A 15,163-nucleotide genomic window follows, 5' to 3' on the forward strand; every position below is an offset into this window, starting at 1 on the left:
TGGTGCCGACTTTGGGGGTTTTACGGGCGTTCTGTTACCCACCACAACTCCATGATCGGCGAGGCAGTGCTGGTTGACGAACAGCCGTTCCACCTCACGCAACGGCGTTGTGGTTGAGGTCGGGCGCGATCATGGGGCGCCGAGCGGCTGGCACGGCACCGGACGGATTCACAACGACGTGAGAAGGAACCACAGAGTGAGCGGTTTTGCTGCTGTTGACGTTATTCGGGTCAAGCGGGATGGCGGGGTGCTGTCGGACGCGCAGATCGACTGGGTGGTCGACGCGTACACCCGGGGGGTTGTCGCCGACGAGCAGATGTCTGCGCTGGCGATGGCGATCCTGCTCAACGGCATGACCGGGCCGGAGATCGCCAGGTGGACCGCCGCGATGATCGCCAGCGGTGAGCGGCTGGACCTCTCGACGGTACGCAGGCCCACAGTCGACAAGCACTCCACCGGCGGCGTCGGCGACAAGATCACGCTGCCGCTCACCCCGTTGGTGGCGGCGTGCGGCGCGGCGGTGCCGCAGTTGAGTGGCCGCGGGCTCGGGCACACCGGCGGCACGCTGGACAAGTTGGAGTCCATCCCGGGCTGGCGGGCAACGGTGAGCAACGACGAGTTCATCGCCCAGCTCGACGAGGTCGGCGCGGTGATCTGCGCGGCCGGTGCCGGGCTGGCCCCGGCCGACCGCAAGCTGTACGCGCTGCGCGACGTCACCGGCACCGTGGAGGCGATCCCGCTGATCGCCAGCTCGATCATGAGCAAGAAGATCGCCGAGGGCACCGGCGCGTTGGTCCTCGACGTGAAGGTCGGCTCGGGTGCCTTCATGAAGTCCGTCGACCAGGCCCGCGAGCTGGCGCGCACGATGGTCGAGTTGGGTGGTGCGCACGGCGTTCGGACTGTCGCCCTGCTCACCGACATGTCCACCCCGCTCGGCCTGGCGATCGGCAACGCGGTGGAGGTGACCGAGTCGGTCGAGGTGCTGGCCGGAGGTGGGCCTGCCGACGTGGTGGAGCTGACCCTCGCGCTGGCCCGGGAGATGCTCGACGCGGCCGGCCTGCCGGACGCCGACCCGGCGGCGGCGCTGCGGGACGGCCGGGCGATGGACTCCTGGCGGGCGATGATCCGGGCGCAGGGCGGCGACCCGGACGCGCCGATGCGGACCGCCAACGAGGTCGAGGTGGTCCGCGCCGAGCGGGACGGGCACGTCGCGGCCGTCGACGCGTACGCCATGGGGGTTGCGGCGTGGCGGCTCGGCGCGGGTCGGGCCCGCAAGGAGGACCCGGTCAGCGTGCCGGCCGGGGTGGTGTTGCACAAACGGCCGGGTGACCCGGTCCGGGCCGGTGACCCCCTCTACGAGCTGCGTGCCGAGGACGCGACGCGGATTCCGGCGGCGCTGGCCGAGGCCGCCGACGCGGTGCGGATCGCGCCGACCGCCCCGGCGGCGACGCCGCTCGTCATCGAACGCGTCGGCTGAGGCGAAACAGGGGTCGGGGTGGCGTGGTGTCGGTCACCGTGGAGCGCTATTGTCGCAGGCCAAGGGGGGACAACCGGCGTTGAGCCGGCGCGAGCAGACAGGAAGACCCGCCGTGACCGTTGCTGCTCCCAACCCACGTGAGGTGCGCGAAGCGAGCCTGGACGAGTTGTCCCGGCTCGGTCTGCCGCTGCCGCCGGCCCAGTTTCCGCTGGTCTGGGAGCCGGGAGACGAGATCGACCTGCGCCCCACCGCGGAGATCGAGGCGCGGATCGCCGTGCTGCACCTGATCCTGGCCCGCTGCTTCGGGATGCCCCCGGAGGCGGCGATGAGCTGGCTGCTCGGCTCGCACCTGGTCGAGATGGTCACGCCGCCGGAGTGGCAGTTCGTGATGGGGGGCAAGGGCGACCACCGTTCGTTCGTGCTGCACCACGACGCGCTCTTCGCGCTGGCCTGGGTGCTCGGGTTGAGCAAGCAACTCGACCCGACCCTGGCCGTCGACGAGCGGCTGGTCGAGCGGCTGCCGCACATCGCCGAGGGGGAGACGTTCCCGCGCTGGCGTTCCCGGATCCTCACCGCGCCGCAGCACCCCGCCGACGCGGCCGCCCTGCTCGACCTGCACTACTGCCTGGACTGGGCGTACCTGGAGACCGAGCGCGACGGTCGGCGGGCGCCGGGCCTTGTCGACGCGAACGCGATCGGGCAGCGCCGCTGGGCGTTGGAGTGGGCGGTGATCCTGCGCGGGCCGTACCATGACGAGCCGCCCGGTTGGGAAGAGGTCGACCTCTCCACCTGAGGTCAGCGGGGTCGCAGGACGTCGAGCCGGACCGCCACTGTTACCCGGACCGGTTCGGGCAGCGCGGCCAGCCGGGTGCCGAGTGCGGTCGGGTCGGTGTGCCAGGCGCTGGGGCCCATCCCGATCAGGGTTGCGACCTCCGGCCGGGTCAGTGTCAACTCGGTCCGGTGCACCGCCGAGCTGACCGACGTGAAGTGCCCGCCCAGGCTGGCGGCCACCCGGTCGGCCTTGTCCGGGTCCACCCGCAGCAGGTCCAACGCACTTACCAACTCGGTGAGGTGATCGGTGTCGGGTGTGACCACCAGCAGGGTGCCCGCCGGGTCGAGCACCCGGTGGAACTCCGGGCCGTTGCGCGGGGCGAAGACATTCAGCAGCACTGCGGTCGAGGCGTCCGCGAGCGGCAGCCGCTGCCAGGTGTCGGCGAGCGCCGCGGCGGCCCGGGGGTGCGCGCGGGCCGCGCGGCGCAACGCCGGCTTGGACACGTCCAGGGCCAGACCCACGGCGTCCGGCAGCGCCGCCAGCACCGCGCCGAGATACCGGCCCGTGCCGGCGCCGGCATCCACCACCAGGGGGTACGCCCCGAAGTCCGCCGCGGCCCGACTCGCGGCGGCGGCGAGGGCTGCCGAGATGACGTCATAGTGCCCGGCGGCCTGGAAGTCCGCGCGAGCCGTGACCATCTCGGCGGTGTCGCCGACGTGCGGGGCCCGACCGGTGAGCAGGTTGACGTAGCCCTGGCGGGCGATGTCGAAGCTGTGCCGCCGTGGGCAGCGCAGTGCTTTCGCGTCGGTGGCCAGCCCCAGCGGCTCGCCGCAGACCGGGCAGCGCAGCCGGTCGAGGATGCGGGGGTCCACGTCAGGCCGCCGCCGAGCGGTGTGGCGGGCTGCCCCTCACCGTGCTGCCTCCATGCCGTTCAGCCTAGTTCCGGCCGTCCTGGGCCGGAGCCGGGACCTCAAGCGACCTCCCACACCCGGTCATATCCGTCGCTGGCTAGGGTCTGAGCATGGTCGCAACTATCCAGTACGAGGACATTGTCAAGGCTCCGAAGGCGCTGCTGCACGACCACCTCGACGGCGGGCTGCGGCCGGCGACGATCGTCGACCTGGCCGCCGAGGTGGGGCACGAGTTGCCCACCACCGACCCCGAGGCGCTCGGACGCTGGTTCGTGGAGGCGGCCAACTCCGGCTCCCTGGAGCGTTACCTCGAGACGTTCGCGCACACCGTGGCGGTCATGCAGACCCCGCCCGCACTGCGTCGGGTGGCCCGCGAGTGCGCACTGGATCTGGCCTCCGACGGGGTGGTCTACGCCGAGGTGCGCTTCGCCCCGGAGCAGCACCTGGAACAGGACCTGAGCCTGGACGAGGTCGTCGAGGCGGTGCTGGCCGGGTTCGCCGAGGGCACCGCCCAGGCCGTCGAGGCGGGCCTGACCATCCGGGTGGGCACCCTGCTCACCGCGATGCGCCACGCCGCCCGCTCGCAGGAGATCGCGGAGCTGGCCGTGCGGCACCGGGACGCCGGGGTGGTCGGCTTCGACATCGCCGGCGCCGAGGCGGGCTTCCCACCCACCCGGCACCTGGACGCCTTCGAATACCTCCAGCGGGAGAACTTCCACTTCACCATCCACGCCGGTGAGGCGTTCGGTCTGCCGTCGATCTGGCAGGCAATCCAGTGGTGCGGTGCGGACCGGCTCGGTCACGGGGTGCGGATCGTCGACGACATCGCCCCCGACGGCGCGCTCGGCCGACTGGCCGCGTACGTGCGGGACAAGCGGATCCCGCTGGAGCTGTGCCCCTCGTCGAACGTGCAGACCGGGGCGGTGGCCTCGATCGCCGAGCACCCGATCGGCCTCCTGCGGGACCTGCGGTTCCGGGCCACTGTCAACACCGACAACCGGCTGATGAGCGGCACGTCGATGTCGCGGGAGATGTCGCTGCTCGTGGAGAACTTCGGCTACGGCTGGAAGGAGATGCAGTGGTTCACCATCAACGCGATGAAGAGCGCCTTCATCCCCTTCGACGAGCGGCTGCGGATCATCGACGAGGTGATCAAGCCGGCGTACGCCGACCTGCTGGCCTGATCGGCTCAGGCGTGCGGGTGGCCGGCGAGCAGGCCAGCCACCCGACGCAGCACCTCCCGGGCGCGGGCCGCCTCCGCGCCCAGCCCGGTCTGCCGACGCAGCACCGCCGGCTCGGCCCGCAACAGCGCCACCCCCCGGCGGACCAGCACCCGGGGCGCCTTGCGCTGCTCGGACAGGTCGCGGGCCAGCCGGCGCAGGAATGTCGCGCCGCGCGGCCGGCGCAGCGCGTACGCCCCGGCCAGCAGCCCTCGGCGACGGCACTCCTCGACAATCTCGGCGGCGAAAATCCCTTCAGCCACGAAAAGTGGCGATCCGGCGAGATCAAATGACCGGGTGGCCACCCGTCGATCCACGCCGATCGCATAAACCGGCACATCGGCGCGGCCTTCACGAGCTAGCTGGGCAATGATTTCCACCGCACTCGGGGCGTCCCAGGACTCTGGTGATTCCCAATCCACCTGGTCGTTTCGTCGCGGCAACGTAGGGTCATCGCCGTCTTTGTAGAAGTCGTCCAAGCAGAGCACCGGGAGGCCGGTTTGCTGGGCTATGTACGACTTCCCGGACCCGGAAGGCCCGGCGAGGAGGACAACGCGGTGCGGATGTTCCATTACCTTCAGTTACTCCGGCCAGACGGACTGCTATCAAATCGCATCAACATCTCATCACACCTTCGGTAGGTGACAACCTGGGCTTTCTTCTTGTCGACCGGCGTGATGGAATCTCGGGGGTCCGACCCGCCGGGTCGGTCGCTGGGCGTTGCCCGGAGGCAACGCGTTGAAGCTGTAATCGCGAGGGCGGTGACGTGAGCAAACGGCCAAAGACGGCGGGCTCCTTCCTGTCGCGGCTGCGCCGGCCGGCCAGCCGGCTCCGGGACATGCCGATCTGGTCCAAGCTCGGTCTCATCATGATCGTGCCGACCATCGCCACGGTCGTGGTGGGCACCAGTGGTCTCGTCGACCACGTGGAGACGCTCAACAATGCCAACCGAGCCGGCGACCTGGCCAACCTGTCGAGCTATTCGGGTGACCTGGTCGACGCCCTCCAGGACGAGCGGACCGCCGCCGTGCTGCTGCTGGGCGCGGACGGGACGCAGCCGACGGCTCAGTACCAGGAGGCCTACAACCGGGTGAACTCCCGGGTGGACCAGGAAGCCGGCCCCTACCGTCAGCAGCGGACCGAGGTCGAGGACCTGCCGAGCAGCCTCGAGGCGCTGCTCGACGGCATCGACCAGAACCTGCAGGACCTGTCCGGCATCCGCAGCCAGGTGTTCAACGGCAAGCTCGCGCTCACCGAGACCGTCCAGGCGTACGAGGGCCTGATCAGCGACCTGCTCGCCATCCGCGACTCGGCCACGCAGCTCGCCGGCGACAACGACCTGAGCGACCGGATGCGCGCCGCCGCGGCGGTCGCCCGGGAGAAGGAGTTCCTCGCCGCACGCCGGGTCGTCGTGCACCGCGCGCTGGGCGTGAAGGGCGGCAAGCGCCTGACGCCCGCGCTGCGCACCGACTACATCGCCAGCGGCACCGGCCAGCAGCAGGCACTACAGAGCTTCAAGGCCGTCGCCACCCCGGACGACGCGAAGTTCCACGACCAGACGGTCGCGGGCGGCGACCGCCGGGAGGCCCAGAACTACACCGGCTGGATCGACGGCAACACCACCGGCGACATGCGCGACGCGCCGTTCAAACCGGACCAGTGGGAGGCCGCCATGACGGCCAACGCCCGGCTGATCCGCACCGTCGAGCGGAAGCTCGACGGTGAGGTGGTCGCCGAGGCCGACACCCTCCGCTCGGACGTCCAGCGCCAGGTCTTCCTGGAGACCGGCCTGCTGCTCAGCATGCTGCTGCTGGCCATCCTCTTCGCGTACCTGGTCGCCCGCTCGATGGCCCGCTCACTGCGTGAGCTGCGGCAGGGTGCGCTCTCCGTCGCCCAGTACGGCCTGCCGCAGGCGGTGGCCCGACTGCGTGACCCGCAGGTCGTCGGGCAGCTCTCCCCGGTGCAGTTGGCCAACCAGATCGCCGAACCGCTACCGGTGCGCAGCAAGGACGAGTTCGGTCAGGTGACCGAGGCGTTCAACGCCGTCCACCTGGAAGCCGTCCGCACGGCCGCCGAGCAGGCCGCACTGCGCGCCTCCGTCGCGACCATGTTCGTCAACCTGGCCCGCCGTTCACAGATCCTGGTCGACCGCCTCATCGGGCACCTCGACCGGCTGGAGCGCGGCGAGGAGGACCCGGACCGGCTGGCCGAGCTGTTCCAGCTCGACCACCTGGCCACCCGGATGCGCCGCAACGACGAGAACCTGCTGGTGCTCGCCGGTGCCGACTCCACACGTGTGCAGCGTGAGCCGGCCGCTCTGATCGACGTGCTGCGTGCCGCGCAGTCCGAGGTCGAGCACTACACCCGCATCGAGTTCGGTGTCATCGACCGCGACATCGAGGTCGCCGCGCACGCGGTCAACGACCTGGTGCACCTCGTCGCCGAGCTGTTCGACAACGCCACCGCGTTCTCGCCGCCCGACTCGCAGGTGATGGTCGAGGCCCGCCGGGTCGGCGACCGCTCCTCGCTCTACGTCGAGGACCGCGGCATCGGCATCAGCGCCGAGCAGTTGCACGACCTCAACGAACGGCTGGCGACGCCGCCGCAGGTGGACGTGGCGGTGTCCCGGATGATGGGCCTCGTCGTGGTCGCCCGGCTGGCGTCCCGGCACGGTGTCCGCGTCGAGCTGCGCCCCGGCTCCGACCGCGGCACTGTCGCAGACGTGACGCTGCCCACCTCGGTGCTGGTGCCCCGGGCGCTCTCCGGCCGGCAGCAGCAACCGCCGGCCCTGCCCGCGGCCGGCGGACCCCAGCAGGGTGGGCCCGCGCCGGTCTTCGGTGCGCTGCCCGCGCTGGGCAACCACCCGCGCTCCAGCGAGTCCGGCAACCAGGTCACCCTCGGCGGTCGTCCGTTCGAGCCGGCGTCGCGCAACGGTGCCGGCACCCCGGCCAACGCCGGTGGGTACGGTTCGATGCCGGCCTGGTCCGATCTGACCGGTGCGGCCGGGACGAACGGCGTCAACGGCGGCGACGGGTTCACCCCGCGGCCGGCCAACGGCCAGCCGATCGACCCGCTGCCGCAGCGCCGCTCCGGGGACGACGCTCCGACCACCGGTCAGCAGCCGTCCATTCCCCGGCAGTTGCCGAGCAGCCCCGAGACGCACCCGTACTCGGTGCCGCCGGTCTCCGCGCAGCCCTACTCCGGTGCGCCGGTCTCCGCCTCGCCGGCCTCGGGTCAGCCATACTCCGGGCAGCCCTATTCGGGTGCCCCGTACGGCGCTGCGCCGGTGTCCGCCGCCCCGGCCTCCGGGCAGCCGTACGCTGGTCCGCCGGTGTCCGCCTCTCCGGTGTCCGCGTCGCCGGCGTCCGGTCAGCCGTACTCGGCCCAGCCGTACTCGGTGCCACCGGCGTCCAGCCAGTCGTTCAGCGGGTTCGCGACCCGGTCCACCCCACCCGCGCAGGCGCCCAGCGCCCCCGCACCCCCGGCCTGGCCGCCGGTGCCGGGCGGCGAGCGGGACGCGGCGACCCCGCCGGTGCCGGAGCGGCTCGCCGCCGCCCTGGACATGACGACGGAGCTGCCGCGCGTGCCGCGGCCCGGCGAGCAGCCGCCCGCCGCGGCCCAGCCGCCGGCACCGGTGCCGGCTCCGGCTCCGGCTCCGCAGACTCGGCCGACGCCACAGCAACCGCAGGCGCAGAACCGGCAGCGGTACGCGGACGAGACGATGGAGCTGCCGATCTTCCGAGAGCTGGAGTCGGCCTGGTTCCGTACCCGCCGCCCGGGCTCGGAGGAGTCCGCCGCCGGCGCCCAGCCGAGCACGAACGGCGACACCGCGACCCAGCAGTTCGCCACGGTCGAGGCCACCGGTCGGACAGTCCACAAGACACCACCCGGGACGACAGGTAACACACCGATGGCAGACACTCCGACGGCCGGAGGAGCGCCGCGGGACAACGGCTCCACAGCGAACGAGGGCACCCGCCCCGGCCTCGCCGAGAGCCTGCCGAACCGCCGGCCCCAACCGCAGAGCAACGGCTGGCAGACCGCGGCCGACGACGGCTGGCGTGCCGCTTCGGCGGCGGCCGGCGCGGCACCGGTGAGCGAGACCACCACTACCGGCCTGCCGAAGCGCAAGCCGATGGCGCAACTCGTACCGGGTGCGGTGGAGAAGCCCGCCACCTCGGTCCAGCGCCGTTCCCCGGAGGCGGTCCGTGGCCTGCTCTCCGCCTACCACCGGGGTGTGCAGCGAGGGCGTAGCACCTCGGACAACCCGACCAGCCCGGAGGCAACTCCGGGAGGGCAATCCTCGCAGTCTGGCTCAGGCCCGGTGGCCGGGAGCGGGCAGAAGGAGCAAGAAGGATGACAACTACGCAGGATCTTGGTTGGCTGCTGGCCAACTTCGCCGACCGGGTGCCCGGCGTCGCGCATGCGGTCGCCGTCTCGGCGGACGGCCTACTCCTGGCGTCGTCACGGGATCTGCCGCGCGACCGGGCCGATCAGCTTGCCGCGATCTCCTCGGGTCTGGTCAGTCTGACCCAGGGGGCAGCCCGCTGCTTCGAGGGAGGCGCGGTGTTGCAGACCGTCGTGGAGATGGACAATGGTTTCCTGTTCCTGATGTCCATCTCGGACGGTTCCTCCTTCGCCGTGCTGGCCGCCCGCAGCTCCGACGTGGGCCAGGTGGGCTACGAGATGGCGCTGCTGGTCGACCGGGTGGGCGACGCCCTGACCCCGCAGCCGCGTGCGGCCGCGGGCATGCTTGGCTGACGCCTCGCCGATCGTGAGGTCGGCACGACTGCAACGACGACAACGACGGGTTTCACCGGTGGGAGCCGGTAGCGGGCACGAAGGGGGTGAGCGGCGAGATGGATCGTGACGAACCAACCGGAGCATTGGTCCGTCCGTACGCCGTGACCCGCGGTCGTACCCGTCCTCGGCTCGACATCGCACTGGAGGCGCTCGTCGAGACGACGGTGCGCGGCCGGGCCACTGCCAATGGCAACGGTGGCCAGGGCCGCGAACACCAGTACATCGCCGCGCTGTGTGACGGTCGCGTGCAATCGCTCGCGGAGATCGCGGCGCGGATGCAGCTCCCGCTCGGTGTGGCCCGGGTGCTCATCGCCGACATGGCGACGGACGGCCTGGTCGCGGTTCACGAGCCGACCATTTTGGACGACTCCGACGACGCGGTGGGCACTGAACTGCTGGAGAGGGTGCTGAGTGGACTTCGCAGGCTCTGACATGTCGCACCGCCCACCGAACCCGAGTGGGCGCGTGACGTCGGCGAAGATCGTTATCGCCGGTGGATTCGGCGTCGGTAAGACGACGCTGGTCGGCTCGGTCTCGGAGATCACGCCGCTGACCACCGAGGCCATCATGACCTCCGCCGGCGTGGGCGTCGGCGACACCCGGCAGGTGCCGGGTAAGACGACGACCACGGTGGCTATGGACTTCGGCCGGATCTCGATCGACCGTGACCTGATCCTGTACCTGTTCGGTACGCCGGGTCAGACCCGATTCTGGTTCATGTGGGACGAACTGGTTCGGGGCGCCATCGGTGCGGTCGTACTTGTCGACACGCGCCGGCTGGCCGACTGCTTCGCGGCGATCGACTTCTTCGAGCACCGACGCCTTCCGTACCTGGTGGCGATCAACTGCTTCGACGGGATGCAGTACCACGACCCGCAGGACGTTCGAGACGCCTTGGCGATCTCGAGCGACGTGCCGGTGGTGGCCTGCGACGCCCGTAACCGGGAGTCGACGAAGCACGTGCTGATCTCGCTTGTCGAGTACGTGCTCACCATGCGCCGTACGCGCGCGGTAGCCCCGGCCTGATCGGGCATCGCCCGCCCGGTGGTGGCTCCGGCCGCCATCGGGCGTCGCGCCCTGCCCGCCGCGCTCCTCACGCCGCTTCTCGTGGCCTGGAAGGTGTCGCCCCCCTGCGGGGGTGCGGCTCCTCCACGATCTTCGGGGAGCGGCGTTGTCGTGTCCGCAGGACATCGCACTGACGCGAGCGCGCCCCCAGTCAGCCGACTGGGGGCGCGCTCATTGACGCCGGCGGGGTGTGCCGGTCAGGACTGGTAACCGGCGGAGCGGTACTCGTACTCCCGGTCGTCGTCGCGGTCCCCGTGGTCGCGGCTGAAGTCCCAGCCGCCGGCCGCCTCGCGACCGGGCCGACCACCCACCGCGAAGCCGCCGATCTCCTGTCCGCGACGCCAGCCACGGAAGTAGCCTGTGGTGTTCTCCGCGAGGCTCGCCGCATCACGCACTATCCGCAGTGGGCGCTCCTCGCGCAGCGGAGAACCAGGGACCAGGTTGGCCTGAGGCACGCGCTTGGGCAGCCCGGCGTTGGTCTCGGCACCCACCGCGGGACGGGCTGCCTGCTCGGCGGCCTGCCAGCCGGTGTCGGCAGTGGTCGACCAGTCCAGGTCGGTCTCCTCGGCCTGACCGACGAACCAGGCCGACTTGGCCTGCGCGAAGATCAGCAGGTCGCCGTCGCCCTCGTCGGCGACCGGTGGCGGGCGGTGCTCGACCGGAGGCGATCGACGCTCCAGTGGAGGTGGCCGGTGCTCCACCGGGGGTGTCGGCCGGTGCTCCGCCGTGCGGTCGGTGCGTGCGGCCGCTCGACCGGCGCGAGCGGCCTGCTCCCGGTCGACCAACCGCAACGGCGGCGTCTCCAGGTGCGCGTCGGCCGGCGGGTTGAGCCCTTCGCGCAGCGCCCGGTCGGCGAGCGGCGGTGGCTCCACCAGCCGCAGCATGGGGGGCTCCTGGGGCAGGTCGTCCGCCAACCAGGGCGGGGTGACCCGACCGTCGGCGCGACCCGGGTCGGTCGGCGCGTCGATGCCGCGGCCGCCGCCGTACGAGTAGGGAGCCGGGTTGTTCGGTGAGCTGTCGGCCGGGTCCTCCGGGTTGTTGACAAGCGGCCAGTTGGCCCGGGAGCCGGGTGGTGCCGACTCCTGACCAGGCCGGGGGGTCGGCACCGGAATGCTGAGATCAGTGGCGCTGAACCCGCCGGTCGGTGGCTCCTCGACCGGGCGTTGCAGGTGGCTCGGCCGGGGCTCGCCGTTGGTCTTGGGGCGCGGCGGGATGACGGTGCGCTGCCGCTCCGCGCGCGCGTTGTTGATCGCGGCGGTGGTCAGCGTCGGCCGGAACGGCTCACCGGCCTCTGCCGGAGGCACCATGCCCCGCTGTGCGGGTGCGATCGGGGTGATCCCGGGCGGCGGAGGGGGCGGAGACGACACCGGTCGGTTGGTCGGGCCGTCGATCCGGTTGGGCATCGGATCGGTGCGCCCGGGCAGCGGGGACGACGGCGGGCCAGCCATCGCCGCCGGTGCCATCGGCGCGGGTGCCACCGGCGGCGGCGTGACCGGCTGCGGGGCGACCGGTGGCGGCCCGAGCGGGCGGGGCGACGCCAGCGGTGCGTTACCGGGGATCGGCTCGGGGCGGCTGCGCCGACCGACGGCGGGTGCGGGGTCGACGGCGGGCGGGGTGGGGCGGACCGACCGCAGACCGGCACCGGTGCCCGCCAGACCGGTCAACCCCGCGGTGTTGCCGGCCAGACTGGTCAGCTCGCCGACCGTCTCGCCACGGCGGGCGGCGGCCCGGCGACCGGGCGCCTGGGTGGGCGTGCTGACCCGGGAGCTGAGCGCGCTGACCAGCGCCTCACATCCCGCGTCGCAGGCCCGCACGGAGGCGACGGCCTGACGGACCGTCTCGGCCACCGCGGACGTGAGCGCCCGGTTGACCGCGGCGCGGCGCGGCGTCTCGGAGATGGCGACCCGCAGTGCGGTGACCGCCTCGTTGATCTCCTCGGCGTCGGCGACCCCGTCGGCGGCCAGGTGCGCGGCGATGGCGTCCGCCGCGACGGACACCTCACGGCCCCGGGCGACGGTGCCGCCGAGCATGCCCGGCTCGGGCAGCGCGTCCAGCACCGCCAGCGAGACCGGCTCGGCCGGATCCGGGTACGCGCGTAGCGCCGCCGGGTAGAGCTCACGCAGCACCTCGCGCAGCGCCACGGCGGCGGAGTGCCGACCGCTGGCCAGCGCGGCGTGCGCGGAGAGGACCTGCTTGTAGCCGGCGAGATCCCGGGGTGCCGGCAGGGTGACCGCGGAGAGCGCGCCCGCCTGCAACGCGCGGGCCAGGCCGACGGCCCGACGTTCGGCCGGAGGCGACTGCATCTCCTCCAACGAGTCGTCATCGGCGAACCGCTCGGCGAAGTCGTCCACCGAATCGTCGTCGGCGATAGCCAACGGCCGACCCGCCGCGCTCAACAGCGAGGTGACCGTGTGGTCGTCGCTGTCGGCGGCGATGGCCGCACCGCTCGGCCCGCCCGACCGCTCCACGAGCAGCGCGACGAGCTGGGCGTAGCCAGCGGCGTCGTCGCTGATCTCGCAGACATGCAGCAGACGGCCTGCGTCGTCGACCACAGCGGACGTCAGCGTCGAACCGGCGGAGGCCGGTCGGTCAGCCGGATCCGCCGAGGCCAGACCGCAGTAAACGCGCACGAGCGCCACGGCGTCGTCCTCCTCCCGGGACAGGTCTTTCCTCTGCCAGCAACTGATGCTCCCCGGTACGGGTCAGTCGCGCCAGTCCACCACCGCAGAGATCTTGCCGACAATGGTGCGCCAACCCAAACTCGCGGTCTGTGCTCCGATCTTCTTCAGCCGTCGCCGACCCATGAAAGCGCCGATCCCGCCGTTGGTGGTGGCGCGCAGCGCCTCGTCCAGGTCGTCCAGGCTGGAGCCGGCGGAGAGCATGTCGAGTACCGCAGGCAGCCGCAACGCGTACGAGATGTCCCGCGCGATCTCGCCAGCCTCGATCAGCAGGGTCGAATCCCAGGTGTCGTGCCCGCCGCGCAGATTCTCCACGACCAGGTCGAGTTCGTAGGTGTCCTCGTCGAGCGGAGCGATGTCGGCCGGCTCCACCCGTTCGGACAATTCATTCCAGCTGTCCAGTTGGGACAGATCGTTGGGAGCGCCAGACCGGATGAAACTGACAAGCGACTCGGGGGTCTTGAACAGGAGCAGCTTGCCCTGGTGGCTGAGGAAGACCGGCACCTCCTCGTCGTCCGCCTCGTCCTCGTCGGCCTCGTCGGCCTCGGTCTCGTCCTCGTCCTTGCCGGCGGCGCGACGGGCCGTCGACTCGTCCTCGTCGCTGTCGGCGAACTCTTCGGCCAGCTCCTCGTCGAGGATGACGACGGTCTCGTCGTCCTCGTCCTCGACGACCTGGCGGCGGGCGAGGAACGGGTCGTCCTGGTCGCGTTCGGTGACGTCGGTCGGGGTCAGCGCGCTGGCCGGCCGGTACGCCCGAAGCGTGAAGCCGGTGCCGGCGGGCAGGGCGATCTCCACCGGATCGATGCGCAGCTCGTCCCAGAGTGAACGGTCGACCGAGGCCGACGCGCTGTCGGTCTCCTCGGCCTGATCTGGCTCGGCCGCGCCGGTGGTGTCGTCGAGCTCGGGCTCGTCGGCGTCGGGCCGTTGGGGCGACTGGCGGGCCACGCTGACCTCCGTGTGCTTCGGGTTGCCCACCCGCCGGGGTCTCTGACCGACGAGTGACTCTGGGCACATACCCTAGTCGGCGGCCCCGGGTGACCGATGCCCGCACCCCGGTGGCCGGCTGGCGTGTGGGTTCGACCTGCTGGTGACTGCCGCTGGCGAAGCGGCCGTTCGACAAGTAGCGTAGCTACGTATGAAGGCCCAGTCGTTGCACGGCCATCTCGACGCTCTGCTGCTTGCCGTGCTGGAGCAGGGCGAGCAGCACGGCTACGCCATCATCGAGGCGCTGCGTGAGCGCAGCGACGGCAGCTTGGACCTGCCCACCGGCACGATCTATCCGGCGCTACGCCGTCTGGAACGCGCGGGGCACGTGGCGAGCACCTGGAGCACTGTCAACGGTCGGGAACGGCGGACGTACCAGCTCACCGACTCCGGCCGCCGGGCGCTGGCCGGGGAGCGCGCCGGTTGGCACGAGTTCCAACTGACCGTCGGCCGGTTCCTCGATCCCGGCAGCCCACCCGTCACCCCGGCCTGACCCCCCCGACCTGGGTCAGCGGTCTGGGTCAGCGGGCGACGGCCCGGAGCCAGCCACGCGTCGCGCGGGTCAGCGAGAAGTACGCCCCGCCCACCAGCACCGCACCGATGATCATCGGTGGCCAGCGCAGTGCCTCGTCCCAGAGGTTGAGCGACCAGGTGAAGAGGGCGCAGCCGGTGACCATGCCAAGGGCCAGCAGACCGGTCAGGCCGGCGCCCACCGCGCGCTGCGCCACGGCCAGGCCCGGTCGTGGCGACCTGGCGCTCGCCGCGACCACCAGCAGACCGGCCACCGCGACCAGCAGCGTGCCGATCCAGATCCAGTCGACCGAGTGGGAGAGCAGCACGTAACCGGCCGGCGGTCGGGGGCCGTCGCTCCAGCTCGCCCCGCGCCAGGTCAGGTCGCCGGCGGCCATTCCGACCCCGGCGACGGCAAGCATCCGCAGGGAGAGGCCGCGCAGCGCGCCCACCGCCAGCTCGGCCTGCCAGGAGGGCAGCAACTGCGCCGGTGAGCCGAACTCGACCACCGCCCGGCGCTGCGCCTCCGTGGGGGGCACACCGCTCTCCCGGTACGCCTCGACGGCGTCCAGCAGCCCGTGCCGGGCCTCGGTCAGCAGGTCGGTCTTGAGTCGCGTCGGCCCCTGCAAGCGGGCGGCCAACTCCCGCAGGTGTTCGTCGACCAACACATCCTCACCGCGCGGCATGGCACCACCCTGCCACGACTTCACCACGCCGGCCTCGGGGGGAACCCTGGTCCGCCC

General features: G+C 71.9%; 13 protein-coding genes. 8 read left to right on the forward strand and 5 right to left on the reverse strand.

What is annotated here, in order from left to right; genetic code table 11:
• The first annotated feature begins 196 nt into the window (after positions 1–196).
• Together AB0A95_RS11545 and AB0A95_RS11550 are read left to right on the forward strand one after the other, a co-directional pair.
• Positions 197–1,477: a thymidine phosphorylase gene (locus AB0A95_RS11545; RefSeq protein WP_357555615.1), complete on the forward strand. Its 1,281-nt coding sequence runs from the start codon at positions 197–199 to the stop codon at positions 1,475–1,477.
• A 112-nt stretch (positions 1,478–1,589) separates the two neighbouring features.
• Positions 1,590–2,270, forward strand: coding sequence for a DUF4272 domain-containing protein (locus tag AB0A95_RS11550; RefSeq protein ID WP_357076316.1), 681 nt, complete (start codon positions 1,590–1,592; stop codon positions 2,268–2,270).
• 2 nt (positions 2,271–2,272) lie between these two features.
• On the opposite strand, the gene AB0A95_RS11555 is transcribed toward AB0A95_RS11550, so the two are convergent.
• Complete coding sequence (locus tag AB0A95_RS11555) at positions 2,273–3,121, reverse strand: putative RNA methyltransferase (RefSeq protein WP_357555616.1); 849 nt, start codon at positions 3,119–3,121, stop codon at positions 2,273–2,275.
• A gap of 149 nt (positions 3,122–3,270) precedes the next feature.
• Here AB0A95_RS11555 and AB0A95_RS11560 point away from each other — a divergent pair, with 149 nt between their 5' ends.
• Positions 3,271–4,344, forward strand: a complete 1,074-nt coding sequence (locus AB0A95_RS11560) for an adenosine deaminase (protein ID WP_357555617.1) — start codon at positions 3,271–3,273, stop codon at positions 4,342–4,344.
• Between the two features lie 5 nt (positions 4,345–4,349).
• On the opposite strand, the gene AB0A95_RS11565 is transcribed toward AB0A95_RS11560, so the two are convergent.
• Complete coding sequence (locus AB0A95_RS11565) at positions 4,350–4,643, reverse strand: hypothetical protein (RefSeq protein WP_357555618.1); 294 nt, start codon at positions 4,641–4,643, stop codon at positions 4,350–4,352.
• Positions 4,644–5,146: 503 nt separating this feature from the next.
• Between AB0A95_RS11565 and AB0A95_RS11570 the strand changes: the two genes are divergently transcribed.
• The 4 genes from AB0A95_RS11570 (at position 5,147) to AB0A95_RS11585 (ending at position 10,209) form a co-directional block, all read left to right on the forward strand.
• Positions 5,147–8,740: a nitrate- and nitrite sensing domain-containing protein gene (locus tag AB0A95_RS11570; RefSeq protein WP_357555619.1), complete on the forward strand. Its 3,594-nt coding sequence runs from the start codon at positions 5,147–5,149 to the stop codon at positions 8,738–8,740.
• The gene (locus AB0A95_RS11575; RefSeq protein WP_030329023.1) at positions 8,737–9,141 is read left to right on the forward strand and encodes a roadblock/LC7 domain-containing protein; all 405 of its coding nucleotides are present in this window, start codon (positions 8,737–8,739) and stop codon (positions 9,139–9,141) included. Before AB0A95_RS11570 ends, AB0A95_RS11575 begins: the two co-directional genes overlap by 4 nt.
• A gap of 98 nt (positions 9,142–9,239) precedes the next feature.
• A complete protein-coding gene (locus AB0A95_RS11580) occupies positions 9,240–9,614 on the forward strand; it encodes a DUF742 domain-containing protein (RefSeq protein WP_357555742.1) in 375 nt (124 codons plus the stop codon).
• 1 nt (position 9,615) lies between these two features.
• Positions 9,616–10,209, forward strand: coding sequence for an ATP/GTP-binding protein (locus AB0A95_RS11585; RefSeq protein WP_238680483.1), 594 nt, complete (start codon positions 9,616–9,618; stop codon positions 10,207–10,209).
• A gap of 236 nt (positions 10,210–10,445) precedes the next feature.
• Here the strand turns inward: AB0A95_RS11585 and AB0A95_RS11590 are convergent, their stop codons facing one another.
• On the reverse strand, positions 10,446–12,911 hold the full coding sequence (locus AB0A95_RS11590) for a transposase (RefSeq protein ID WP_357555743.1): 2,466 nt from the start codon (positions 12,909–12,911) through the stop codon (positions 10,446–10,448).
• 39 nt (positions 12,912–12,950) lie between these two features.
• Entirely contained in the window at positions 12,951–13,901 is a 951-nt protein-coding gene (locus tag AB0A95_RS11595) for a DNA primase (RefSeq protein ID WP_357555620.1), read from the reverse strand.
• A gap of 160 nt (positions 13,902–14,061) precedes the next feature.
• On the opposite strand from AB0A95_RS11595, the gene AB0A95_RS11600 reads away from it, so the two are divergent.
• A complete protein-coding gene (locus tag AB0A95_RS11600) occupies positions 14,062–14,403 on the forward strand; it encodes a helix-turn-helix transcriptional regulator (protein WP_357555621.1) in 342 nt (113 codons plus the stop codon).
• Positions 14,404–14,431: 28 nt separating this feature from the next.
• Here the strand turns inward: AB0A95_RS11600 and AB0A95_RS11605 are convergent, their stop codons facing one another.
• On the reverse strand, positions 14,432–15,106 hold the full coding sequence (locus AB0A95_RS11605) for a permease prefix domain 1-containing protein (RefSeq protein WP_357555622.1): 675 nt from the start codon (positions 15,104–15,106) through the stop codon (positions 14,432–14,434).
• Between the last annotated feature and the right edge of the window lie 57 nt (positions 15,107–15,163).

It is taken from the genome of Micromonospora sp. NPDC049230, from assembly GCF_040647875.1.
In the GTDB taxonomy this organism is placed as follows: domain Bacteria; phylum Actinomycetota; class Actinomycetes; order Mycobacteriales; family Micromonosporaceae; genus Micromonospora.